The organism is Ferriphaselus amnicola (genome assembly GCF_000974685.2).
GTDB classification, from domain to species: domain Bacteria; phylum Pseudomonadota; class Gammaproteobacteria; order Burkholderiales; family Gallionellaceae; genus Ferriphaselus; species Ferriphaselus amnicola.
Genome location: NZ_AP018738.1, coordinates 275,358 through 301,455, shown reverse-complemented (window position 1 = coordinate 301,455; position 26,098 = coordinate 275,358). Strand labels below are relative to the sequence as shown.

Sequence of the window (26,098 nt, the reverse complement as noted above, 5' to 3'; positions counted from 1 at the left end):
TCCCTCTATCCCCATGAAACAGACTCTGCTCAATCTACTGCCCTTCACTCAGTCCTTCGCTGATCACGAACGACATTTGAAGTACAAGGTCACGTTCCTGAACAGCGTGTTCCTGATGGCCGCACTGGTGGCTTTCGGTATGGGCTTCTACCGCTGGCAGATCAGCCCGCTGATGGGTGCGATCGATTTTGGATTCGCTGCGGTCAGCTTCGCTGCCCTGCATTACCTCAAGCATCACCGCGACAAAGTCGAACTGATCAGCACCATCGCCATCGTATCCAGCTTCTTCCTGTTTCTTTCCATCTATCTGTTGGCACCGTACAACTCGATGCGGCTGTCTTTGTTTTTCCTACTTTCTGCGGGGGCGTTCTACCTGAAGGGACGCACAATCGGCTTGCGCTGGCTGTATGCCATTCTGTTCGCCATCGTCGCAGTGCATTTCCTGACCGGCTTCCAAACCGGCTATTCGCACATCGACATCTTCACGACGTGCATCTATCTGGTCGCACTGTTCTTCATCTTCTGGAACTACGAGACCGTCAAGGAAGAGCAACGCCAGCGGGAACAAGAGTACGAGCTGGAGCGCCAAGTCGGTGAACGCTGGCGGCTGGCCTTGGAAAGTGCGGGCGACGCCATCTGGGACTGGAACCTGCAAACCCGCAGTCTGCTCTATTCCAGAAGCTATACCGAAATGCTGGGCTACACAGAAGAGGAGCTGGGTCACGACTCATCGGTGATCGATAGACTGATGCACCCCGACGACAAGCTTGCCGCATTGCAACATCTCACAACAACACTCAAAGGCGCGACTCACGACAAATTCGTTTCTGAAGCACGCCTACGTTGCAAGGATGGCAGCTACCGCTGGATACTGTGCCGAGGACAGATTCGGGAGCGCGATTCCCAAGGCCGGGCACTACGTATGGTCGGCACCAGCATCGACACCACCGATCGGAAACTAGCGGAGCAGGAGCTTGAGAACTCACGCCATGAACTCGAAATCGAGCGCAAGCTATTCCAGAGCATTCTGGACAACGCACCGTTGGGCATCTGGATGCTGCAAGCAGATGGCCGTGCGCGTTTCGTGAATAAAAGCTACTGCCTAGCTCTGGGCATCCCTGAGGAAACATTCCTCGCAGCTCGCCACTATTCTGAGGTTATGCCGCCCTCCACCATTGCCAGTTGCATGAAAGCCGATGAGGAGTGCCTAGCTCAAGATCGCCCGCATCTTTCTTGGGAATGGGTGCCGTTTGTTGATGGCCGCGACCACTTGCTGGAGATCACCAAGGTGCGCTTGCTCAACAACGATGGCAGCATCTGTGGCTTGATCGGCATTGCGGCGGATGTCACCGAGCGCAAGGAACACGAACAACAACTCGAACACATCGCCCATTACGACTCGCTAACTGGCGTACCTAACCGCGTGTTGCTGGCTGACCGTTTGTCGCAAGCACTGGCGCGAACCAAGCGCGAAAAAGGCCTGATGGCCGTGTGCTATCTCGATCTGGATGGCTTCAAGCCGGTCAATGACACCTACGGCCACGATACCGGCGACCAAGTGCTGATCGAGATCACGCGCCGCATCAAGGAAGTCATCCGCGAAGATGACACCGTGGCTCGCTTGGGCGGCGATGAATTCGTGGTGCTGCTGGTCGGGCTGGAAGTGCCAGAGGAATGCGCAGGCAGTCTGAATCGCTTGCTGGAGAGGATCAACCAGCCGATCGAGATTCAGGGAAAACATCTACACATCAGCGCCAGTATCGGCGTATCGCTCTATCCAGAGGATGAACAGGATGCAGATACACTACTGCGCCATGCCGATCAGGCCATGTACATCGCGAAGCAGTCGGGCAAGAACCGCTACCACTTGTTCGACGCCGCCAACGACTTGCGCGCCCGCTCCCATCACGAACTACTCCAGCAGATCCGTCACGGCTTAGCGCACGGCGAGTTCGAGTTGTACTACCAGCCCAAAGTCGAGATGAGCACCGGGCGGCTGGTCGGCGTGGAGGCATTGATCCGCTGGCACCATCCGACGCGGGGTTTCCTGCTACCTGATGAGTTTCTGCGTGTCATCGAAAATACTGAGCTAGAGATCGAACTGGGCGATTGGGTGTTTTCCCAAGCCTTCCAGCAGTTGCAACGGTGGCGGCAGGCAGGTGAAGATTTTGAAGTAAGCATCAACGCCTCGGCCTACCACCTGCAATCCGCCAACTTTGTGCCCAAGCTGAAATCATTGATGGGGCACTATTGTGCTCAGACTTGCCGTCGTTGCGTGCAGATCGAAGTGTTGGAAACCGCCGCACTGGACGACATCGCCCGCGTCAGCGCCATCATCAAATCGTGTCACGAATTCGGCGTCGGCTTCGCGCTGGATGACTTTGGCACCGGGTATTCTTCACTCACGTACCTGAGCAATCTGGACGTGGATACGCTCAAAATCGATCAGTCGTTCGTGCGCGGGATGCTGGAGGATAAGGGCGACCATGCCATCGTGCAGGGCATCATCGCATTGGCAAAAGCCTTTGATCGCGACATCGTGGCGGAAGGCGTGGAGAATGATGCGCATTACCAAGCACTGTTGCAAATGGGCTGCGAAGTCGGTCAAGGCTACGGCATCGCTCGCCCGATGCCAGCGGGAGATTTGATCGAATGGAGCGAACACTGGAAGCCCAGCAAAACAACCTTGGGTGAGGCTTAGAAAGCGGCTGATTTGTTCGGTCTGATCGTTCCGGCGAAGGCCAGAACCCGGTTAAGTGAAGACGCTGGATACCGGCCTTCGCCGGTATGACGAAAAATCAGCGTTCCCTTAAAGAAGCACGCGCTCGATGCCGCCGTTGTTGGCCTTGGCCACATAATCCGGCAACCAGTTCTCACCCAGCAGATGCTTCGCCATCTCGACCACGATGTAATCCGCCGTAGTGCCAGAATCATCATCGTAGCGTGACAAGCCTTGCTGGCAGGACGGGCAGGAGGTCAGTATTTTCACCTCGCCCACAAAACCATCGGCGCGCAGCGCATCCGCCCCCTTGCGCATCTCTTCTTCCTTGCGGAAGCGGATCTGCGTCGATATGTCGGGGCGGCTGGCTGCCAAGGTGCCGGACTCGCCGCAGCAGCGCTCGCTCAACGTCACCGGCACACCCATCAAGGTATTCGCCACCTTCAGCGGCGCGTGCGTCTTCATCGGCGAGTGGCAAGGGTCGTGATACAAATACTTGGTGCCTTGCACACCCTCTAGCTTCACACCCTTCTCCAGCAGATATTCGTGGATGTCGAGCAAGCGGCAGCCAGGGAAGATCTTGTCGAACTGGTACTGCTGTAACTGATCCATGCAGGTGCCGCACGACACCACCACGGTCTTGATGTCGAGATAATTCAGCGTGTTGGCGACACGATGGAACAGCACGCGATTGTCGGTGGTGATCTGGTTGCCCTTGTCCGCGAAGCCGGAAGCGGTCTGCGGATAGCCGCAGCACAGGTAGCCCGGCGGCAATACGGTGATTGCGCCCGTCTCGTACAACATCGCCTGCGTCGCCAATCCGACTTGACCGAATAAGCGCTCGGAGCCGCAGCCGGGGAAATAGAACACGGCCTCGGAATCTTCGTTCACCTTGTGTGGATTGCGGATCACCGGCACGACCGTGTTGTCCTCAATGTCCAGCAGCGCACGCGAAGTCTTTTTCGGCAGATTGCCCGGCATTGGCTTGTTGATGAAGTGAATCACTTGCGCCTTCAGCGGCGGGCGTCCCAGCGAGGCCGGTGGATGCGCCACTTGTTCGCGGATCAAGCCGAAGCGCTTGCCCAGTTGGTAGCCCAGTCGCTGCGCCTTGTACGACCACTCGATCATCACCTTGCGCACCAGCTTAATGGTGGCCGGATCGGTCGCGTTGAGGAAGGCCATCGATGCCGCGCTGCCGGGATTGAATTTCTTCTTGCCCTGCTTGCGCAGGAAATTGCGCATGGCGATGGACACGTCGCCAAAGTCGATATTGACCGGGCAGGGATTCGCACATTTGTGGCACACCGTGCAATGGTCGGCCACATCGTTGAACTCGTCGAAATGCGCCAGCGAAATACCGCGCCGCGTCTGCTCTTCGTACAGGAATGCCTCGATCAACAAGGACGTGCCGAGAATCTTGTTGCGCGGGGAATACAACAGATTGGCGCGCGGAATGTGGGTGTTGCACACTGGCTTACACTTGCCGCAACGCAGGCAATCCTTGATCGAGTCGGAGATTTCGCCCAGCTCGCTCTTTTCCAGAATCAGACTTTCCAATTCCATCAAGTTGAAGCTAGGGGTGTAAGCGCGTTCGAGGTTGCTGCCAGTAAGCAACTTGCCCTTGTTGAAACGACCTTCGGGATCGACGCGGCGCTTGTAGTCGGCGAACGGTTGCAGCTCGCTCGCGTCCAGATAATCGAACTTGGTGATACCGATGCCGTGCTCGCCCGAGATCACGCCGCCCAGATCTTTCGCCAACTGCATGATGCGATCGACCGCGCCGTTCGCCTGTTGCAACATGGCGTAGTCGTCGGAATTGACCGGGATGTTGGTATGCACGTTGCCATCGCCCGCGTGCATATGCAGCGCCACGAACACGCGGCTCTTCAGCACCTGCTGGTGGATAGTGCTGCACTGCTCAAGGATGGTCTGGTAAGTGCGGCCACTGAAGATGTGGCGCAACTCTTCACGCACTTCGATCTTCCAGGAGGCGCGGATAGCGTGCTGCTGCAAGGCGAGGAAGACGGTTGCGTGCTGAGTGCTGAGTGCTGAGTGCAGGGTCGCCCACTCAGCACTCAGCACTTTGAATTCAGGACTTTCGACGCTCGCGTCGAGGTTATCCAGCAGCCACTGCCAGCGCTGGCGCACCTTGGCCAGCAACTCGCGCGCTTGTTGAGGCCGATTTCCCAACAGTTCGGCATCACCTAGTTGTGCATCATCCTGATAGAACAGCGGCAACTCGCCCGCAAAGAACTCGTCCAGCGCATCCAGCAGCTTAAGCTTGTTCTTTAACGACAACTCGATGTTGATGCGCTCCACACCGTCGCAGTAGTCGCCCATGCGCGGCAGTGGGATGACCACGTCTTCGTTGATCTTGAAAGCGTTGGTGTGCTTGGCGATGGCGGCGGTGCGGGCGCGATCCAGCCAGAATTTCTTGCGCGCTTCGGCAGCCACGGCGATGAACCCTTCGCCGTGACGCAGGTTGGCGAGGCGGACGATCTCGGAAGCGGCCTCGCCCACGGCACGTTCGTCGTCGCTCACTACATCGGCGATCAGCACCATCTTCGGACGCGTGCCTCGACGGGATTTAGTGGCGTAGCCCACGGCCTTCAGATAGCGTTCGTCCAGATGTTCCAAGCCCGCCAGCAATACCGATTTGTCGCCGCGATTGTCCAGCAAGGTGGTGATCTCAACGATGGCGGGTACCGCCTCGCGCACTTGACCAAAAAACTCCAGACACACGGTACGGGTATGCGTATGCGCGCGATGCAGGATGAAACGCGCCGAGGTGATGATGCCGTCGCAGCCTTCCTTTTGGATGCCGGGCAAGCCGGACAAGAACTTGTCGGTAACATCCTTGCCTAGGCCAGCCTTGCGGAAGGCGCTGCCTGCGATGGTCAGAATCTCTGGTTCGCCATGTGCTGTCTTACCATCCACCTCGAAGCGGCGGATACGGAACTGCGCATTGGCTACGTCGTGAATCTTGCCGAGATTGTGGTCTAGGCGCTCGACTTCCATCCACAGCCCATCTGGTGTAACCATGCGCCACGAAGCCAGATTATCCAGCGCCGTACCCCACAGCACGGCTTTCTTGCCGCCCGCATTCATCGCTACGTTGCCGCCGATGCAGGAGGCGTCCGCCGAGGTCGGATCGACTGCGAACACAAGGCCGTTGGCCTCTGCCACTTCCATCACCCGGCGCGTCACCACACCCGCGCCGCAATGGACAGTGGCATACGGCTGCGTCAATCCGGGCAAGGTCTGCACTTCGACTACCGACAGTGCATCCAATTTTTCAGTGTTGATGACGGCAGACAGCTTGGTCAACGGCACTGCGCCGCCGGTGTAACCCGTGCCACCGCCGCGCGGGATCAAGGTCAGACCCAGTTCAATACAGGTGCGCACCAACGGCGCAACTTCGGCTTCGGTATCTGGGGTCAGCACCACGAACGGGTATTCGACGCGCCAGTCGGTCGCGTCGGTGACGTGCGACACACGCGCCAGTCCGTCAAAAGCGATGTTGTCGCGGCGAGTATATTTGCCAAGTGCGCGCAAGGTACGGCGGCGCAGTTCCAGCGTCTGCTCGAATTCAGCAGAGAATTCATCCACGGCCTTGTTGGCCAGTTGCAGCAGGCGCGCCACAATCTCGTTACTCTGGCGACGCGACTCGATCTCGTTCAGGCGATGGCGCAAAGCGCCGACCAACGCACTGCGCCGATCTGGGTTGCCCAGCAGATCATCTTGCAGATAGGGATTGCGCGTCACCACCCAGATGTCGCCTAGCACCTCGTACAACATGCGCGCCGAACGGCCAGTACGGCGCTCTTGGCGTAAACCGTTGATGATGTCCCACGCCTCGTCGCCGAGCAGGCGGATGACGATCTCACGGTCGGAGAACGAAGTGTAGTTATACGGGATTTCGCGCAGTCGGGCGGTCATGCGAAGGTCAGGATGCAGGGCAAGGCGCGCATTCTACCGCAAGGTAACGATTTGCTCGACCCCGCCGCCATCAGGCCTATGATTCCTTGAGCATCCACATCACATCTACGAATTGCCCCGGCCCCGTCGCGCCGATGGCGGCGAGCAGCTTTTCTAGATAAGCCGGATTGTGATTGGTCTTGCGGGCGAAGGACTGGAGCAGTTGCACCACACGCTCATCGCTCAGACCTTGGTCATGCGCAGCCATGCCGACCAGCAAGACTTGGACGATGGCAAGGTTGCATACCAGCTCACGATAGAGATCCAAGAAATTGCGCAGAGCGAATGGGAACAAACGGGTCAGCACCTGATTCACCAGATAGTTCTCAAGTATGTAACCGTTGCTTGCAAAGTAGGGGGTGTAGTGATCGTGATAGCCCGCACGATAACGCGCCAACACTTCGGTGTCCGCAACGGGTTTGTCGGTCTCGCCAGCCAGCAGTCCACTCGAAGCTGCGATCAGGCATTCGCGCATACGCGGCGTAGCTCGCTCAGCCAACAGTTGCGCCAGCACATTACCGATCGTCCCGATCTTACGCGGCAGATCGCCAACGATCTGGGCGAACTGAGCCTCCACGCTGGCAGGATCGGAAACAAAATCAGCGTAGCCTTTAAGTATCGGCAACAACTCCGAAGCGTGGCTGAATTTGGCCGATGATGCCACTTTGTCCACATCTTCCAGCAGGAATCCCAGCACCATCAGCCGCGCACCCAGCGTCAGCTCGCGGAACTGCAATAAGCCGATGACGAGGGCGCGTAATTCATTGAGGATGGCCATCTGCGCCGGGTCGCCCTCTCCCTGATTCGGGAAACGATGGGAAACAAAGCCTCGCGCTTCAATCGAGGTGTCGGCATCGACCAAGTCGAAGCCTATGGGTTCGGGGTGCAGCAACACCCGCCTAGCCGCCTCGGGGCAAGCGATCCCGAGCGAAAGCTCCATTTTCCCGCCAAAAAGATTGACGTAACGCGGAAAGGTTGCGCAGGTATTGGACAAGGCTTCTTCACCCAACAGACGATGGATGGAGCACAAGCCGTCGCTTTGAAGTAACAAGCAGCGTCCATCAGAGGAACATTTGAGCGCAGCCACATTTTCTTTGCTGCGCGTCTGCACATCGGTGTTCTCGATCAGCGCTTCACGAAACAGCGGAGTCAACTCTTGATGGCGGCACGCTTGGTAGCGGCGATAACTGACTTCATCCAAGGGTATATTCCAGCCGACACAACACGACTCCTCGCACGCACTGCCGATACAGTGAAACTCGGCGTAGTAATCGGGCACCAGCATGCTTTTCTGTTCCATATCGACCGCTCCTGAATGAGTGGCGATACTGTGCCACAGCCGCTGGCGACGCGCCATCTATAAACATTCTTCTCTACAATAGCGCCATGAATCCATCCCCTGCGGGCGCGCAAGCGCGAGTGTTCTTTGCCCTGTGGCCGAACGATGAAGAGCGTACGGCACTAGCTGTTTGGCAGGTACCGCTATTGAACGTCTGCGGAGGCCGCGCGATGCGTACCGACACACTCCATAGCACTTTGGTATTTCTGGGTGAGATCGAGCGAACGCGACTCGAAGCACTGCGACTGGCCGCACACGAAATTGACGGCGCGTGCTTCGAACTCAGTTTTGAGGTAGCGCGCTACTGGGGACACAACCACATCGCCTATGCCGCACCGACGCACATTCCGCCCGAGTTACCTCGCTTGGTGCAGCAACTAGAGCAATCCCTGCGACGACATCACTTTCGCTTCGAGCTGCGTGAGTTCAAGCCGCACGCCACGTTGCTGCGCCATGCCGTATGGACGGATGCACCGCTTCCCGAAATGACTCGGGTGAGTTGGCAGTGCAAAGAGTTTGTGTTGGTGGAGTCGCAGCAAAATGCGCAGGGCGCGCATTACCAAGTGTTGGAGCATTTCCCGCTGCGTTAGTTGGGAATGCCTTACTGAGTGGCGCGCGGCTCAGAGAACTGAATGCGGTGCAGCTGCGCATAGACACCGTCGTGCGCCAGCAACTCGCGGTGAGTGCCGACTTCCACGATCTCGCCTTTTTGCATCACCACAATACGGTCGGCGCTCTCGATGGTGGACAAACGATGCGCGATCACCAGCGAAGTGCGGCCTTGCATCAGCGTTTCCAGCGCCGCCTGCACGTGGCGCTCGGATTCCGAATCCAGCGCAGAGGTCGCCTCGTCCAAGATCAGGATGGGTGCATTCTTGAGGATGGCGCGTGCGATGGCGATACGCTGACGCTGTCCGCCGGACAGTCGCACCCCCTTCTCTCCGACCAGCGTGCTCAAACCTTGCGGCATCTCGCGGATGAATTCCATCGCATGGGCGGCCACCGCTGCCGCGACGATCTCAGCTTCAGGCACTACACGCATCTGGCCGTAGGCGATGTTGGCCGCCACGGTGTCGTTGAACAGCACCACTTCTTGACTGACCAGCGCGATGTTGGCGCGCAAACTGGCCAGACTAAGGTCGCTCAGGTCGTGGCCATCCAGCGTGATGCGCCCGGCCGTCGGCGTGTAGAAGCGCGGAACCAGATTCGCCAGCGTACTTTTGCCGCTACCCGAAGCACCTACCAACGCGACCGTCTGCCCTGCCGGGATCGCCAGATTGACAGCGCGCAACACCTGCTTTGCGTCGTCGGTTTGATAGGAAAAATCCAAGTGCTCGAAAGCTAGGTTGCCTTGCGCACGACCAATAGCCACCTTGCCCTGATCGACTTCACTCGGCGTATCCAGCAATTCGAACACGCTTTCCGCCGCCGCCAGTCCGCGCTGCATGTGTTCGCTGACCGCCGTGATACGCTTGATCGGCGCAGTCAACATCAGCATGGCGGCGACGAAAGACAAAAAGCCGCCAACCGTGGTCTGATCGGTGCGCGATTGTTCGATGACCAGATAGATGACGATGGACAAGGCCACCGCCGCCACCATCTGCACGATGGGCACATTCGCCGCCGAAGCCGCCGCCTGTCTCATGGTGTGGCGGCGCAGGCCATTGGAATACTCAAAAAAGCGGCGACTCTCGTAGGTTTGTCCGCCGAACAGCTTCACCACTTTATGCGCGGTGACGCTCTCCTCAATGGTCTGCGTGATGTCGCCCATCGCCTGTTGCGAATCACGGCTGGCACTGCGCAAACGCCGACTGATCGTGGTGATGATGAAGGCGATCACCGGCGCCATCACCAGCGACAGCAGCGTCAGCTTCCAGTTGAGGTAGAACAGCCAGCCGAGCAGACCGATGACAATGATCGTGTCACGAATGGTGATGGTCACCACGCTGGTCGCCGCCGCCGTGACCTGCGTCACATCGAACGTCAGCTTGGAGATCAGATTGCCCGTGGCGTGATCGTCGTAATAGCGCGTCGGTAAGGACAGCAGCTTGGCGAACATCGCCTCGCGCAAATCCATCACCACTTTGTTGCCGATCCAGCCAATGGCGTAAGTACCCACGAACGACGCTGCGCCACGTACGAAGAAGATCACCAGAATGAAGATGGGCGTGAGCCGGATGACCGTATCGTCCTTATGCACGAAGGTGCCGTCGAGCATGGGCTTGAGCAAGGCTGGCAGCAGCGGCTCGGTCGCCGCCGATACCATCATGCCAAGGATGGACAGCGCGAACACGCGCCAATAGGGTTTAACGTAGCCGAGAAGACGGCGATAGAGCTGGCTGCTGGTCATGGAATTCATGGCGCGCACTGTAGCAGAAAAGCAAAAGGGCGGCATCGCCGCCCTCGTGCAGAGTCCAACAGGATCAGAGCTGGTAGCCCAACCCCACGAACAGCGTCCGTCCCGGCAAAGTGTAAGCATTGAATCTGCCCGGCGTGAACTGGCTACTGACGGCGTAGTTGTAGTACTTGTGATCGAACAAGTTGTTCACGGAGGCATTCAGTTGCAACGCGCCCACCTGATGCACCAGCTTAAGATCGACCAGCGTGTAGGCTGGAATCTTCATCCCCAAGGTATTAGCCTCGTCGTTCTCCATGAACTGTGAGCCGACATAGCTTGCCGCCGCATTCAACCGGGTCTGCTCGCTCACCGCCCATGACGCACCCAGATTCACTTTCTGACTAGCCACCAGTGGCACGTGCTTGCCTGCGATATTGACGTTGGTTTGCGTGAAGGCGCTGCCCGGCCAAATGCCTGAAATGAAGCGTGCGTCGGTGTAGCCATAGGTCGCACTCAGCGCCAGTTGCGACAACGCCTGCCACCTGCCTTCCAGCTCAATGCCCTGACGACGCGACGGCGGCAGATTGGTGTTACCTACGCCGGTACTGAACGGGTCGAGATGGATCTCGTCACGGACTTCGTTGCTAAATACGGTGGCCCGCCAGCTAGCGGCCTGCGTCCGCTGCCCCAACCCGAACTCCAATCCATCCACCGTTTGCGGGCGCAAGAATTGGAACTGGTTAGTGAAGGCGGGACCAGATTCATAGATCTCATCCACATTTGCAAAGCGGAAACTACGCCCAGCCTTGCCGTTGATGGCCAGTCCCGAGTCGAACTGGTGGCGCAGCCCCAGCTCATAGGCATTCTTTGACGCAGAAAATATTCCAGCAGGTGCCGCCGAGCCAAAGAATGCGCCAGGAGCAGCTGCGTTGTAGGTATCCGAACCACTCATTGCAATGCGCTCGTTGCGGAACCCCGCCAGCAGCGTGGTCGCGGTTGAAAGATGCGTGGTGTTTTGCAGATACCAAGCGTCGTTACTCTGCGTCATGCCGATACGATTGATAGGCTGGGCGATGTTCGCCGCTGCATTCGATATGCGTTGAGCATAATCCCATCGATGGACATCGACACCCACCACCAGTGAACTCTCGCCCCCCAACGCGTGCGGAACTCGCACGCGCGGCGTGAACGAATCTACCGTCAGATCACCATCGCGATAGGTCGGAAAACCACCCAGATCGAAATACGACTTCTGGTTCTTGGTGCGGCGCGCCAACCCCAGATTGATGTCCGCCCCCGCTAGGTTCTGCTGCCACTCCAGCGCCACTTGCCCCCCATCACGGCTGGCATAGTCCAGCGGCGTGGCTGCACCGCGCGGATCGGTCGCCACTTGGTCGATGCCCAACGCAGGTTGCACCGTGCGTGCGCCCGGCAAACGAATAGTCTGTTGATCCACGCCCAACTTGAGGGCAAACTCACCAGCCTCGGTCAGCCAGCGTGCGTTGGCCTGTGCATTGGTCTGATCGTTGCTGTTATTGGCGCGATAGCCGCCTGAGTGCAGCTTACTGGCGGTGACATCCACGCCAACTTCGCCGGTGAAATAGCCGCCGCTGGCTTGCACTTCATTGGTGTCGTAGCTGCCACCTCGCACGCTGACTTGCCCACTGCCGCCCATTTTCGTTGGCGTACGTGTGATGATGTTGATGACACCGCTGCTGGCGCCATCTCCATACTGCACGGCACCACTGCCGCGCAGAATCTCGATGCGCTCGATGGCCGCAAATGGGATCGCCGCCCACTGCACGCCCGACAGGTCCGAGTCAGTGATGCGCCGACCATCCAACAGGATCAGCGTGTTCTGCCCCGCCGCCGCACCAAAGCCACGCATATCCACCGTGGAGGAAGCCGCGTTGTTGCCAAAAAAATCGCGCATGGCGATGCCCGCCTGCCCAGCGAGCAATTCCGGCAAAGTGCGAGCGCTGCTTTGCTGGATGTCGTCGCGACTGATGATCGTGGCATTGATCGGCCTGTCAGCCGATTTATCCTTAAATCGCGTGGCCGTGACCACGACTTCGTCCAGCATGGCTTCGGATTCAGCGTGCGCCAAGGGAGTGACCGCACACAGCAGTGCGGCCAAGAGTTGCTTTTGTTGCATGATGATTTCCTGAAGTAAGTTCCAAGCGACCCCGTTGGAACGGATAAAACAGGAAAAACCCGAGAGAATGGAGGGCGCGGCTGGGTTGCCGAAATCGACCGTCCATGCGCCTCCCGCAGCATTTCCTAACCAAACTCCTAGGCCGGTATCCGGGCTCACAAGGTCGTCATCGCCGACTTGGACACATCGCCTTCCCATGATTACTCACAGTGGCATGTTGACGCGCCCTTCCTTGCTTACCGTTGCGGGGGCAGCACAGGTATCACACCTGTTTCCCGTTTAACCGAACGATGGCTCGTCCGGCACCTTGAAGCGCGCGGATTCTACCAGCAAGCGAGCTAAACTCGAGGCTACCTGCAAAAACTTTCGTTACCGTTTGACGCAGTTGAATTGCTTAAACTATAGTTCGCCCCATGCAAAACGAATTCAACACACTGGAGCAAAAACTGGGACAGTTGGTAACACTGACTTCGCGCCTGCGCTCCGAGAACCATCAACTGCGCCAAGAGCTGGCCACTGCCCTCAGTCAGAATCGCCAATACAGCGACAAGATCGAGAGCGTCTCCGATCGACTGGAAAACTTACTGACCCAACTACCGGAAGAAGCATGAGCGACAATACCGTGAAGACACTGGAAGTCACCCTGCTCGACCGCGAATTTCGCGTCGCCTGCCCGGAAGAGGACGAAGCTGACCTGCTCGCAGCGGTGACCTATCTCGACAAGAAAATGCGCGAGATCCAAGCCGCCGGTAAGACCGCGTCGATGGAGCGCATCGCCGTGATGGCCGCGTTGAACATCGCACATGAACTGCTCAAAACCCGCCTCGGCGCAGGATTTGACCTCGGAGAGTTTAAGCGTAGAATGCAGGCTATGCAGGCAACGGTGGACTCTGCCCTAGCCGAACAGGATGCTCTGTTCTAACATTTGAAACACAGATTAAGTTTGTCCCCTGCGGTGTTTGTCAGGCTCATAATTCTTTGAACCAATAAGCGCTGCTTAAGGTTGTAACCCACTCAATTGCTGTTGTGAGCGTCCCTTAGTCGGATGTTCCTGATGCAACCGGGAAGCGACCATCTTGAACCCAGGTTCAAGACATTGAGCCAACGGCACAGGCGGGGGGCTTTATTCCGGGCATGAGAGTGCTCACGAGAAATGCGACTTCGGTCGCATTTTTCATTTCCTAGCCGCTATCGAATCAACGAGCTACCATGATTCTTTGGGAGTTCATTCATTTCTCCTCTTCCGTGTTGCCCTACACCTAGAGACAAGGTACCATTCCCGCCCTTTCGCTTGACTGTAGAACATGGCGATAGTGTATCGCCGATTTGTGTAGTCTGATTTTGATTAAGGAATAGCGTGAATCATCCTTCGATGCCGGTACAGCAAGGTCTGTACGATCCGCGCCAAGAGCGCGATGCGTGTGGTGTGGGCTTTGTCGCTCATATCAAAGGTCAAAAAAGCCATGATCGCGTACGCGAAGGCTTGCAGATTCTGGAGAATCTGGTACATCGCGGTGCGGTAGGTGCCGATCCGCTAGCCGGTGACGGCGCGGGTATCCTGCTGCAACTCCCCGATGCCTTCTTCCGTGCCGTTTCCGGTGTCGAGTTGCGTGCAGCCGGCGAATACGGCGTTGGCATGCTGTTCCTGCCACGTGACGCGAAAGCGCGTGCCGCATGCGAAGCGGCCATCGCTGACAAGATCGTTGCCGAAGGTCAAGTGTTGCTGGGCTGGCGCGATGTGCCGGTGAACAGCGCAATCTTGGGCGAAAGCGTCAAGCTGGTGGAACCGACTGTTCGTCAGGTGTTCATTGGTCGCGGCGTCAATTGCGCCGATCAGGATAGTTTCGAGCGCAAGCTGTTCGTGATCCGCAAGACTGCCGAACATGCTATCCGCCATCTGCCGGACGATCAGGGTGCTGGCTTCTACATCCCGTCGTTGTCGTCACGCACCATCGTCTATAAGGGCATGCTGCTGGCAGATCAGGTTGGTACTTACTACCACGATCTACAAGACTCCCGAGTAGTCAGCGCGTTAGCATTGGTGCACCAGCGCTTTTCCACCAACACCTTCCCGACCTGGGATCTGGCTCACCCTTTCCGCATGATCGCCCACAACGGAGAGATCAATACTGTGCGCGGCAACGTCAACTGGATGACTGCCCGCCACGCTGCGATGTCCTCCAATCTGCTGGGCAAAGATCTGGAAAAACTATGGCCGCTCATCACCGAAGGCCAGTCCGACTCCGCCTGCTTCGACAACGCGCTGGAACTGTTGGTGGCGGGCGGTTATTCGCTGCCACACGCGATGATGTTGCTGATCCCCGAAGCGTGGGCTGGCAATCCGCTGATGGACGAAGAGCGCCGCGCCTTCTATGAATATCACGCTGCACTGATGGAGCCGTGGGACGGCCCCGCCGCCGTCGCATTCACCGATGGTCAGATGATCGGTGCGACCCTAGATCGCAATGGCCTGCGTCCCGCCCGCTACCTAATCACCGACGATGATGTCGTGCTGATGGCTTCCGAAATGGGCGTATTGCCCATCCCGCAGAACAAGATTGTCAAGAAATGGCGCTTACAGCCAGGCAAGATGTTCCTGATCGACTTACAAGCCGGTCGCATCATCAGCGATGATGAGCTTAAGAATCAATTGGCTACCGCCAAACCTTACCGCCAATGGATCGAGAAGTCGCGCTACTTCCTCGGCGACCTTGCCGCTGGCGGAGCGAATCCCGGCCTGAACGGCTCCTTGCTCGACACTCAGCAAGCCTTTGGTTATTCCCAAGAAGACCTCAAGTTCATCCTCGCGCCGATGGCGACCACGGGCGAAGAAGCGACCGGCTCGATGGGCAACGACAGCGCATTGCCGGTGCTTTCCAACAAGAACAAGGTGCTGTACAGCTACTTCAAACAGCTGTTCGCGCAGGTGACCAATCCGCCGATCGACCCGATCCGCGAAGAGATCGTGATGTCGCTGACCTCGTTCATCGGCCCCAAACCCAACCTGCTGGGCATCGACGAAACCACTCCGACGCTGCGTCTGGAAGTACACCAGCCGGTGTTGACCAATGACGATCTGGCCAAATTGCGTGACATTGCTACGCTGACCAACGGCCAGTACCGTTCGCGCGTGCTGGACATCACTTATCCGGCCATCGAAGGTGCTGCCGGTTGCGATGCCGCCATCCAAGCGCTGTGCACGGCTGCCGATCAGGCCGTGGCTGAGGGCATCAACGTGTTGATTCTGTCCGACCGTGGCGTTTCGGCCTCACGCGTTGCTATCCCGGCGCTGCTGGCTACCGCAGGCGTGCACCACCATCTGGTGCGCGAAGGTCTGCGTACCAGCACCGGCTTGGTCGTCGATACGGGTTCCGCCCGAGAGACTCATCATTTCGCGCTGTTGGCTGGTTATGGTGCCGAGGCTGTGTGCCCATGGCTGACTTTCGAGACATTGGCTGATCTCAGCGCTGGCCTGCCTGGAGAGCTATCCGCCTATGAGGCTGGCAAGCGATTCATCAAGGCGATCAACAAGGGATTGCTCAAGGTGATGTCCAAGATGGGCATTTCCACGTACCAATCCTACTGCGGCGCGCAGATCTTCGAGGCCATCGGCTTGAACGCCGCATTCGTCGAACGCTTTTTCACCGGCACCTCAACGCAGATCGAAGGTATCGGCTTGGCCGAAGTTGCCGAAGAAGCCGTGCGCATCCATCTGGATGCCTTTGGCAACGATCCAGTGCTGGCCGACATGCTGGATGCGGGCGGCGAATACGCTTTCCGCATCCGTGGCGAAGAACACATGTGGACGCCGGATTCCATCGCCAAGTTGCAGCACGCAACGCGCTCCAACAACTTCAAGACTTACAAGGAATACGCCCAGCTCATCAACGATCAGGCGCACAAGCTGAAGACGTTGCGCGGCCTGTTCGAGATCAAGCCGCTCGGCGCTGCGGTACCTTTGGATGAAGTCGATTCAGCCAAGGACATCGTCAAGCGTTTTGTCACCGGCGCGATGTCGCTGGGTTCGATTTCCACCGAAGCCCACACCGTGCTAGCACAAGCGATGAACCGCATCGGCGGCAAATCCAACACCGGCGAAGGTGGTGAAGATGCAAACCGTTTCCGCGCGCTGAAAGCCGGAGAGACATTGTCCGAAATCATCGGCAAGAACCGCATCGAATCCGACCGCGTGATGGCGGAAGGCGACTCACTGCGCTCTGCGATCAAACAAGTCGCCTCGGGTCGTTTCGGCGTAACAGCAGAGTACCTATCGAACGCTGACCAGATCCAGATCAAGATGGCTCAGGGCGCGAAGCCCGGCGAAGGCGGCCAGCTGCCCGGAGGCAAAGTTTCCGAATACATCGGCAAGCTGCGTCACTCGGTGCCTGGCGTTGGTCTGATCTCGCCACCGCCGCACCACGATATCTATTCCATCGAGGACTTAGCGCAGCTTATCCATGACCTGAAGAATGCCAACTCCTCGGCGTCAATCTCGGTCAAGCTGGTCTCCGAAGTAGGTGTCGGTACCGTAGCAGCGGGCGTGTCCAAAGCCAAGGCTGACCATATCGTGATCTCCGGCTATGACGGCGGCACCGGAGCATCGCCCTTGTCTTCGATCAAGCATGCAGGTACACCGTGGGAACTCGGTCTGGCCGAAGCACAACAGACGCTGGTGCTGAACCGTTTGCGTGGCCGCGTCGGCCTGCAAGTCGATGGTCAACTCAAGACTGGTCGCGACGTGCTGATCGGCGCCTTGCTGGGTGCAGATGAGTTCGGTTTCGCCACGGCGCCGTTGGTCGTAGGTGGCTGCATCATGATGCGCAAGTGCCATCTCAACACCTGCCCAGTCGGCGTCGCCACGCAAGACCCTGAACTACGCAAGAAATTCACCGGCCAGCCCGAACACGTGGTCAACTACTTCTTCTTCGTCGCCGAAGAAGTGCGTGAGTTGATGGCACAGATGGGTATCCGCAAGTTCGAAGACTTGATCGGCCGCTCCGACCTGCTCGACGTGAAGCAAGGCATCGCTCACTGGAAGTCGCAAGGTCTGGACTTCAGCAAGATCTTCCACCAGCCGGATATGCCTGCCAGCGTGGCACGCCGCCATGCCGAATCGCAAGATCACGGCCTAGACAAGGCGCTGGACAACCAACTCATCGCCGAAGCAGCACCGGCGCTGGAGAGCGGCAAGTCGGTCGTAATCCGCAGCACCATCGGCAGCGTCAATCGCAGTGCGGGCACCATGCTGTCGCACGAAGTCGCCAAACGCTACGGCAACACCGGCCTGCCTGACAACACCATCGTGGTGAAACTGAAGGGTACGGCTGGACAGAGCTTCGGCGCATTCTTGGCGAGCGGCGTGACTCTCGACCTCGAAGGCGAAGGCAACGATTACGTCGGCAAGGGGCTGTGCGGTGGTCGCATTGTGATCCGCCCAGCGCAAGATTGCTCCATCGTGCCGGAAGAGAACATCATCGTCGGCAACACCGTGTTATACGGCGCGACAGGCGGCCAGTGTTACTTCAATGGCGTGGCGGGAGAACGCTTCGCCGTGCGTAACTCCGGCGCGATCACCGTCGTCGAAGGCACCGGTGACCACGGTTGCGAATACATGACCGGCGGCATCGTCATCGTGCTGGGGCAGACTGGTCGCAACTTCGCGGCAGGGATGTCCGGCGGCGTGGCTTACGTGCTGGATGAAGATGGCAACTTTGCCAAGCGCTGCAACATGGCGATGGTCAATCTGGAACCGATCCCGGCGGAATCCGCTGCCAGCGAGACTGGCGAGCTGGAAACTCATGGTCGCGTACACTTCAACCACCTCGGCAAGGCCGATGAGGCGGTGCTGCGTACCTACGTCGAGAAACATCTTGGCTTCACCAACAGTGCTCGCGCCAAGAAGATTCTGGATAACTGGGCAGTCTATCTACCTAAATTCGTCAAAGTCATGCCGACCGAATATCGCCGCGCCCTATCGGAAATCGCGGCACAACAAGCCAAGCAAGTGGAGGTGGCATAATGGGTAAGCCTAGCGGTTTCATGGAATTCAAGCGACTGAACGAGGCTTATCTGCCTGTCGATCAACGCTTGAAGAACTACAACGAGTTCGTGCAGACACTGACCGACGAACAGTCCAAGGTTCAGGGCGCACGCTGTATGGATTGCGGCATCCCGTTCTGCAACAACGGCTGCCCGATCAATAACATCATCCCCGACTGGAACGACTTGGTGTATCGCGGCAAGTGGCAGGAAGCGCTGACCGTGCTGCACTCCACCAACAACTTCCCCGAGTTCACTGGTCGCATCTGCCCCGCGCCGTGCGAAGCAGCCTGCACCTTGAACATCGACCAAGCGGCTGTAGGGATCAAGTCCATTGAGCACGCCATCATCGACAAGGGCTGGGAAAGTGGCTGGGTAATACCACAACCTGCCATCAAGAAGACAGGCAAGAAGGTTGCCGTAGTCGGTTCCGGCCCGGCGGGCTTGGCGGCTGCACAGCAACTGGCACGCGCTGGCCATGCCGTGGTCGTGTTCGAGAAGAACAGCCGCGTTGGTGGCCTGTTGCGCTACGGCATTCCTGACTTCAAGTTCGAGAAATCACACATCGACCGTCGCATGGATCAGATGCGCGCCGAAGGCGTGGAATTCCGCACGAGTGTCTGGGTCGGTAAGAACATGCCAGGCAAAGGTACGGCGAATGATGCACAGACCACCGTCAGCCCAGATGAGCTGATGAAAGAATTCGATGCCGTGGTGCTGAGCGGCGGTTCCGAGACTCCACGCGATCTGCCCGTTCCCGGACGTGAGCTGCAAGGCGTGCATTTCGCGCTAGAGTTCCTGATCCCACAAAACAAGGAAGTCGCGGGCGATGGACGCAATCCCATCCACGCTGATGGCAAGCATGTGGTGGTGATCGGCGGTGGCGACACCGGCTCTGACTGCGTTGGCACGTCCAACCGTCACGGCGCAACGGCCGTCACTCAATTCGAAGTGATGCCACGCCCACCCGAGTTGGAAAACGGTCCGCTGACTTGGCCTTACTGGCCGCTCAAGCTGCGCACCTCCAGCTCCCACGAAGAGGGCTGCGAACGCGACTGGTCGGTGACTACTAAAGAATTCATCGGCGAGAACGGCAAGCTGTCCGGCCTCAAGGCCGCTCGCGTGGAATGGAAGGACGGCAAGCTGTCCGAGGTCGCCGGTAGCGAATTCATCGTCAAGGCCGATCTGGTGTTCTTGGCCATGGGCTTCACCAATCCGATCCAAGCCATGCTGGATGCGTTCGGCGTGGAAAAAGATGGCCGTGGCAATGCCAATGCCTCCACTGAAGGCAAGGGCTGTTATCAGACTAATGTGCCCAAAGTGTTCGCCGCTGGTGACGTGCGTCGCGGTCAGTCACTGGTAGTCTGGGCGATCCGCGAAGGCCGTCAGGCCGCACGCGCCGTGGATGAATTCCTGATGGGCAGCAGTGTTCTGCCCCGATAAGAAAAGAGCCAAATGAACTTCAATGTTAAGAACGACACCTTCCTGCGCGCACTGCTGCGCCAGCCGACTGAATACACCCCACTGTGGATGATGCGCCAAGCGGGTCGCTACCTGCCGGAATACTGCGCCACGCGCAAACGCGCAGGCAGCTTCCTCAACCTGTGCAAGTCGCCTGACATGGCGACCGAAGTCACTCTGCAACCGCTAGAGCGCTTCCCACTAGATGCCGCGATTCTGTTCTCCGACATCCTCACGGTACCGGATGCGATGGGTCTGGGGCTGTATTTCGCGGAAGGGGAAGGCCCAAAGTTTGAGCGTCCACTGCGGACGGAGGCTGATGTCATGGCACTGCGTGTGCCAGACATCGGCAAAGACTTGAAGTACGTCACCGATGCCGTATCGCAGATCCGCAAGTCGCTGAACGGTAGCGTACCGCTGATCGGCTTCTCCGGCAGCCCGTGGACGCTGGGTTGCTACATGGTCGAAGGCGGTGGCAGCGATGACTACGCCAAGGTCAAGACCATGATGTACAAGGAACCGGCGCTGATGCACCACATCCTGAGCGTCACAGCCGAGGCCGTGACGCTTTATCTGAACGCGCAGATCGAAGCAGGTGCACAAGCGGTGATGATCTTCGATTCTTGGGGCGGCGCACTGTCACATGGTGCCTTCCACGAATTCTCGCTGGCTTATACCCAGCGCATCGTGGATGGCCTGATCAAGGAAAAAGACGGCGTAAAGATCCCGTCCATCGTATTCACCAAGGGCGGCGGTCTGTGGATCGACAGCATCGCGAATATCGGTTGTGATGCCGTTGGCTTGGATTGGACCATGGACATCGGCATCGCGCGCCAGAAGGTCGGTCACAAGGTCGCGCTGCAAGGCAACATCGATCCGACCGTACTGTTCGCCACGCCGGAAGTGATCCGGAATGAGGTCGAAAAGGTGCTGAGCAGCTACGGTTACGGCAGCGGTCATGTGTTCAATTTGGGCCACGGTATCTCTCAATTCACCAATCCTGACAATGCAGCCGCATTGGTGGCTGCGGTGCATGAGCTGAGCCGAAAGTACCACTAGCGCAGAAATAATCATGTGCGGTTATACACATAGCCGTATTTGAACGAAGGCCGTTGGCGAAATCCAGCGGCCATTATTTTTCTAAATCATAACTATTTGATTTTTATAGATATACATCGTAGCATAAAAAATAGGCAAGGCTCAGAAACGCTATACACCGTTAGCAGTTAGACGTTCCATTCAACGATTATCCACACAGTTATCCACAGGAATTGTGTGTAAGATAAAAACCTATTTTGAGACCATGGTGTTAGCGGTTTTTTGTAGAAAACAACACAGGTTATTCGACTAAATGCACATTGTTCGCGTGGCGCTCGACCTGCCGCTGTCAACTCTTTTCGACTACTCGCTAGCGGCAGATTCAGAGGCCGTCGTCGGGCAGCGCGTACTGGTTCCTTTTGGTCGCAAACAGCTAATCGGAATCATCATGGAAGCGGTTGATAGCTCGGAATTAGCGGACGAGCGCATCAAGCCCGTGAGTCGAGTTCTGGACGATGTCGAACCGCTGCCCGCAGAATTACTCCGCCTGCTGCGCTTTTGCAGCGACTACTACCACTACCCTTTGGGGATGACCGTGCTGTCGGCGTTGCCGGCGCGCTTGCGCTCGGACGAGCCGGTGTCACGAAAAGTTCCGCAGATCTACGGCTTGACTGAAACCGGACTGGCACTCGATCTTGCCACGCTGCCGCAACGGCAGAAAGTGCAGTTGCGCATCCTGAACGCCTTGCAACAGGGGGTGATGGACATCGCGCAACTGCGTGCCCTGTCCGCTAGCGCACCCGCCGCACTCAGATCGTTGGTCGAAGCCGGCTGGGTGGAACTCGCCATTCAAACCGCACCTGCCCATCGCTTCGCGACCCAACACACGCTAACCGATGAGCAGCAAACTGCGGTGGACGCAGTGACGCAAAACATGGGCTATGGTTGCTTCTTGCTGCATGGCATCACCGGCAGCGGCAAGACCGAGGTCTATGTCCACCTGATGCACCATGCGCTGCAACAAAATAAACAAGTGCTGCTGCTGGTACCCGAGATCAATCTGACCCCGCAACTGGAAAACTATTTCCGCAGCCGCTTCCCAGATGCCGAACTGATCAGCTTGCACAGTGGACTAGGTGATGGCGAGCGCACGCAGAACTGGCTACGCGCTCAAAATGGGCAAGCGCGGATCATTCTCGGTACGCGCTTGTCGGTGTTCACGCCTCTACCGGAGCTAGGGTTGATCTTGGTGGACGAGGAACATGACAGTTCCTACAAGCAGCAAGACGGTCTGCGCTACTCCGCCCGCGACGTGGCCATCTTTCGCGCCCATCAGCGCGGCATTCCCATCGTGCTCGGCTCGGCCACACCTGCATTGGAAAGCTACTACAACGCACAGAGCGGGCGCTACCGCTTGCTGCGCCTGAATCAACGTGCAGTGGCACAAGCCACCCTGCCCAGCTTGCGCCTGATCAATACCAATCAGGTACTGATGCAGGAAGGCCTGAGTCCGCAATTACTGACCGCGCTGGAACAGCGCTTGCAGCGTGGCGAGCAAAGTTTGCTGTTCATCAACCGACGTGGCTACGCCCCGGTGCTGATGTGTACCGCCTGTGGCTGGCTCTCCACCTGCCCGCATTGCTCTGGCAAGCTGGTATTGCACCTGCCAGATCGGCGACTGCGCTGCCACCATTGCGGACTGCAACAGCGCGTTCCCAGCGACTGCCCATCGTGCGGCAATCCCGATCTGCAACCGGTCGGCATCGGCACCCAGCGGGTGGAAGCCATGTTGAACGAACGCTTTCCGCAATCACGCATCCTGCGCGTGGATCGCGACAGCACCCGTAACAAAGGCAGCTGGAGCGCCATGCGCCAGCAGATCGCCGATGACAAGATCGACATCTTGGTCGGCACGCAGATGTTGGCCAAAGGACACGACTTTCCCAAGCTGACGCTAGTCGGCGTGCTCAACCCCGACAACGCGCTGTACAGCAGCGATTTCCGTGCCTCGGAAAAACTCTTCGCCCAACTCGCCCAAGTCGCTGGCCGCGCTGGGCGTGCGGAAAAGCCGGGCGAAGTGCTGATCCAGACCGCCTTCCCCGACCATCCGCTATTCCACGCGCTGCGCGAGCACGACTACGTCAGCTGGGCCGAAACGTTACTGGCCGAACGCCGATTAGCTGGATTCCCGCCGTTCTGCTTTCAAGTCATGCTGCGCGCGGAAGGCCCGCACGCTGACGGCGTGTTCACCTTCCTACAACAAGCCCGGAAAGCGGGCACCGCACTCACCCATGAAGTTGAGCTATACGGCGTGGTGCCCGCCGCACTCCCCCGCCGCGCCAATCACACCCGTGCCCAACTGCTGATACAGGCCGATTCACGCGCCACACTTCAGCCGTTTCTGCGTGCCTGGCGCCCCTTGCTGGAAGCATTGCCCGCCCCCAAACTCCGATGGTCGCTCGACATCGACCCGTTGGAGTTCTAGCCGCGCAATTGGCCCACCCCTTTGGGTAAGATGGACTACTCCATCATAGCGGTTGACGCTGATACACTTGAAGCCTGACACTATTAGAATAATCTAATATACCAAGAGAGGTGTGAAATGGCAGATGGCGACACTCTGAACAACCCCAAGCGACGTGATTTTCTGGGCAAGTTCACTACAGCCGCAGGTGTGACCGGCGCAGCAGCAGCCTGCTGGCCTTTCGTCAACAGCATGAATCCCAGTCAGGACGTGCTGGCCAAATCCGTGACTGAGGTCGATCTCAGCAACATCCCGCCCGGCGGGATGCACACCGTCGCTTGGCAAGGTAAGCCGGTGTTCGTGTTGCATCGCACCGAAGCCGAGATCCGCAAGGCTCAATCCTCGCCCGGCGGACTCGCTCCCGAAGAAGATGGTCGCCGCGTCCAGAAGCCAGAGTGGCTGGTCGTGGTCGGCGTCTGCACCCATCTGGGCTGCGTACCCAATCACAACGAAGATGGCTGGCTGTGCGCCTGTCACGGCAGCATGTACGACACCAGCGGGCGCGTGGTGCGCGGCCCGGCTCCGAAGAATCTCGAAGTTCCCGCCTATAGTTTTGAAGGCGAGAATAAGATCATCATCGGCAAAGCCTAGGAGAGACTATGCCTAACAAGACCATAGACTGGATCGACCAGCGCTTCCCCCTGACCAATTTCGTCAAGCATGAGCTGACCGGCTACCCGACTCCGCGCAACCTCAGTTACTGGTGGAATTTCGGATTCCTCGCCGGGTTCGTGCTGGTACTGCAACTGGCCACCGGCATCTTCCTCGCTATGCACTACAAGCCGGATGCAGCGATGGCGTTCGACTCCATCCAGCACATCATGCGCGACGTGAACTACGGCTGGCTATTGCGCTACCTGCACTCCACCGGCGCGTCGGCCTTCTTCGTCGTGGTTTATATCCACATGGCTCGCACACTGTATTACGGCTCCTATCGCAAACCGCGTGAACTACTGTGGTGGACGGGGCAAATTCTACTGTTGCTACTGATGGCGATCTCGTTCATGGGCTACCTATTGCCGTGGGGGCAGATGTCTTACTGGGGCGCTGCCGTCATCACCAACCTGTTCCGTGCCACGCCCTTCATCGGCGATCAACTCGTGGTGTGGCTGCGCGGCGACTACGGCGTAGGCGATGCGACGCTGACCCGCTTCTTCGCCTTGCATTACCTGTTCCCCTTCATCATCAGCGCAGCCGTGGTGATCCACTTGGTCGCCCTGCACTCGGTGAAGAGCAGCAATCCCTCCGGCCTCAATTTGGCGGATAAGGACAACATCCCGTTCCACCCCTACTTCACCATCAAGGATATGTTCGGACTGGGTGTCTATCTGATGGTGTTCTGTAGCTTTGTGTTCTTTGCACCGAATGCCTTCATCGAAGCGGCCAACAACATCCCAGCCAACCCGATGCAGACACCGGCGCACATCGTGCCGGAGTGGTACTTCCTGCCGTTCTACGCCATTCTGCGCGCCGTGCCAGACCTGATCGGCGGTGTGATAGCCATGGCGTTGTCAGTGCTGATCTTCGCTGCCATGCCCTATATGGATCGTTCGCGTATCCCCGGCGGCGCACATTACCGGCCGTTCTATCGCACCATGTTCTACATGTTCACGATAGACATCGTGGTGCTAGGCTGGGTAGGCTCGCAGCCGGTGACCAACACCACCGTGATCGTGGGACAAGTCGCCACCTTCCTCTATTTCGCCACCTTCCTCGCCCTGCCGTTCATCTCCAAATTTGAGGAGCGTTACCTACTCTCACGCCACCTCCCTCCAGCCTTGAAACTGATGCTGGATGCAGATCAAGACAGGAGTAAACAGAAATGAATTTGAAGTCCTTCATACGACATACGGCTCTTACCTTGCTGATGACGCTTGCCTCTGGCGGGGCGTCCGCCAACGAAGTCGTGCTCGACCACAGTCCGTTGCCGGAAGATAACGCTGCATTAGTGCGTGGCGCAGAGATCGTCGCCACCAACTGCAATGGCTGTCATGGCTTGAAATACCTGCGCTATCGGCATCTGCTCAATTTAGGCGTCAACAAGGATAAGATTGAAGAGTGGCGCGGTGGCCAATCATTGGATGCGACGCTGGCATCGCAGATGCCTGAAGAGGCCGCCAAAGAATCCTTTGGTGGCGCCGTTCCGCCCGACCTAAGTTTGATGGCCAGTGCACGTGAAGGTGGTGGACACTACCTATACTCCTATCTGACGGGCTACCACAACACTCAAGATGGGGCATTGAGCAATGCGATCTTCCCAGAAACTCGGATGCCGGACGTGCTGGGTATCGCCACCGCCACCGACGAGAAGCAAAAAGCCGACATTCAAGCGCAAGCCAAGGATGTCAGCGCCTTCCTGATCTGGGCGGCTGATCCACATGCGCCGGAACGTAAGCAACTCGGCATCTATGTGCTGATCTACCTAGCATTCATGACCATTCTGCTTTACCTGTGGAAGCGCCGTATCTGGGCCAGGATAGATCAGGAACCGCCGATCGAATAGCGCG

The 26,098-nt window shown here is 58.0% G+C and carries 15 protein-coding genes, 1 other RNA gene and 1 riboswitch; of the genes, 12 read left to right on the top strand and 4 right to left on the bottom strand.

Annotated features, from left to right (window positions below; translation table 11 throughout):
- Positions 1–13: 13 nt before the first annotated feature.
- The gene (locus OYT1_RS01345) at positions 14–2,701 is read left to right on the top strand and encodes a putative bifunctional diguanylate cyclase/phosphodiesterase (RefSeq protein WP_062625695.1); all 2,688 of its coding nucleotides are present in this window, start codon (positions 14–16) and stop codon (positions 2,699–2,701) included.
- A 108-nt stretch (positions 2,702–2,809) separates the two neighbouring features.
- Here OYT1_RS01345 and OYT1_RS01340 read toward each other — a convergent pair whose 3' ends face one another.
- Together OYT1_RS01340 and fliB are read right to left on the bottom strand one after the other, a co-directional pair.
- Positions 2,810–6,658: a DUF3683 domain-containing protein gene (locus OYT1_RS01340; RefSeq protein ID WP_062625696.1), complete on the bottom strand. Its 3,849-nt coding sequence runs from the start codon at positions 6,656–6,658 to the stop codon at positions 2,810–2,812.
- A 76-nt stretch (positions 6,659–6,734) separates the two neighbouring features.
- The gene (gene fliB, locus OYT1_RS01335; RefSeq protein WP_062625697.1) at positions 6,735–7,997 is read right to left on the bottom strand and encodes a flagellin lysine-N-methylase; all 1,263 of its coding nucleotides are present in this window, start codon (positions 7,995–7,997) and stop codon (positions 6,735–6,737) included.
- 86 nt (positions 7,998–8,083) lie between these two features.
- Between fliB and thpR the strand changes: the two genes are divergently transcribed.
- Entirely contained in the window at positions 8,084–8,626 is a 543-nt protein-coding gene (gene thpR / locus OYT1_RS01330; protein ID WP_062625698.1) for an RNA 2',3'-cyclic phosphodiesterase, read from the top strand.
- A gap of 11 nt (positions 8,627–8,637) precedes the next feature.
- Here the strand turns inward: thpR and msbA are convergent, their stop codons facing one another.
- Together msbA and OYT1_RS01320 are read right to left on the bottom strand one after the other, a co-directional pair.
- Complete coding sequence (gene msbA / locus OYT1_RS01325) at positions 8,638–10,386, bottom strand: lipid A export permease/ATP-binding protein MsbA (RefSeq protein ID WP_062625890.1); 1,749 nt, start codon at positions 10,384–10,386, stop codon at positions 8,638–8,640.
- A gap of 73 nt (positions 10,387–10,459) precedes the next feature.
- Positions 10,460–12,529 carry a TonB-dependent receptor gene (locus OYT1_RS01320; RefSeq protein WP_062625699.1) on the bottom strand — a complete coding sequence of 690 codons (2,070 nt, stop codon included), beginning with the start codon at positions 12,527–12,529 and terminating at the stop codon, positions 10,460–10,462.
- Positions 12,530–12,652: 123 nt separating this feature from the next.
- Positions 12,653–12,854, bottom strand: a riboswitch (cobalamin riboswitch).
- A gap of 88 nt (positions 12,855–12,942) precedes the next feature.
- On the opposite strand from OYT1_RS01320, the gene OYT1_RS01315 reads away from it, so the two are divergent.
- The 10 genes from OYT1_RS01315 (at position 12,943) to OYT1_RS01270 (ending at position 26,094) form a co-directional block, all read left to right on the top strand.
- Complete coding sequence (locus OYT1_RS01315) at positions 12,943–13,140, top strand: hypothetical protein (protein ID WP_062625700.1); 198 nt, start codon at positions 12,943–12,945, stop codon at positions 13,138–13,140.
- On the top strand, positions 13,137–13,451 hold the full coding sequence (locus OYT1_RS01310) for a cell division protein ZapA (RefSeq protein WP_062625701.1): 315 nt from the start codon (positions 13,137–13,139) through the stop codon (positions 13,449–13,451). The genes OYT1_RS01315 and OYT1_RS01310 overlap by 4 nt, the downstream gene beginning before the upstream one ends.
- 22 nt (positions 13,452–13,473) lie before the next feature.
- A non-coding RNA gene (gene ssrS / locus OYT1_RS01305) (6S RNA) lies at positions 13,474–13,653 on the top strand.
- A 248-nt stretch (positions 13,654–13,901) separates the two neighbouring features.
- Positions 13,902–18,548 (top strand): glutamate synthase large subunit, encoded by a 4,647-nt coding sequence (gltB, locus tag OYT1_RS01300; protein WP_062625702.1) that lies wholly within the window; start codon positions 13,902–13,904, stop codon positions 18,546–18,548.
- Complete coding sequence (locus OYT1_RS01295; protein ID WP_062625703.1) at positions 18,548–20,011, top strand: glutamate synthase subunit beta; 1,464 nt, start codon at positions 18,548–18,550, stop codon at positions 20,009–20,011. Before gltB ends, OYT1_RS01295 begins: the two co-directional genes overlap by 1 nt.
- 12 nt (positions 20,012–20,023) lie before the next feature.
- Positions 20,024–21,088, top strand: a complete 1,065-nt coding sequence (gene hemE / locus OYT1_RS01290; protein ID WP_062625704.1) for a uroporphyrinogen decarboxylase — start codon at positions 20,024–20,026, stop codon at positions 21,086–21,088.
- A gap of 292 nt (positions 21,089–21,380) precedes the next feature.
- A complete protein-coding gene (locus tag OYT1_RS01285) occupies positions 21,381–23,552 on the top strand; it encodes a primosomal protein N' (RefSeq protein WP_062625705.1) in 2,172 nt (723 codons plus the stop codon).
- Between the two features lie 117 nt (positions 23,553–23,669).
- Entirely contained in the window at positions 23,670–24,182 is a 513-nt protein-coding gene (petA, locus tag OYT1_RS01280) for a ubiquinol-cytochrome c reductase iron-sulfur subunit (RefSeq protein WP_062625706.1), read from the top strand.
- A gap of 8 nt (positions 24,183–24,190) precedes the next feature.
- On the top strand, positions 24,191–25,417 hold the full coding sequence (locus OYT1_RS01275; RefSeq protein WP_062625707.1) for a cytochrome b: 1,227 nt from the start codon (positions 24,191–24,193) through the stop codon (positions 25,415–25,417).
- Positions 25,414–26,094: a cytochrome c1 gene (locus OYT1_RS01270; protein WP_088178185.1), complete on the top strand. Its 681-nt coding sequence runs from the start codon at positions 25,414–25,416 to the stop codon at positions 26,092–26,094. The genes OYT1_RS01275 and OYT1_RS01270 overlap by 4 nt, the downstream gene beginning before the upstream one ends.
- Positions 26,095–26,098 lie beyond the last annotated feature (4 nt).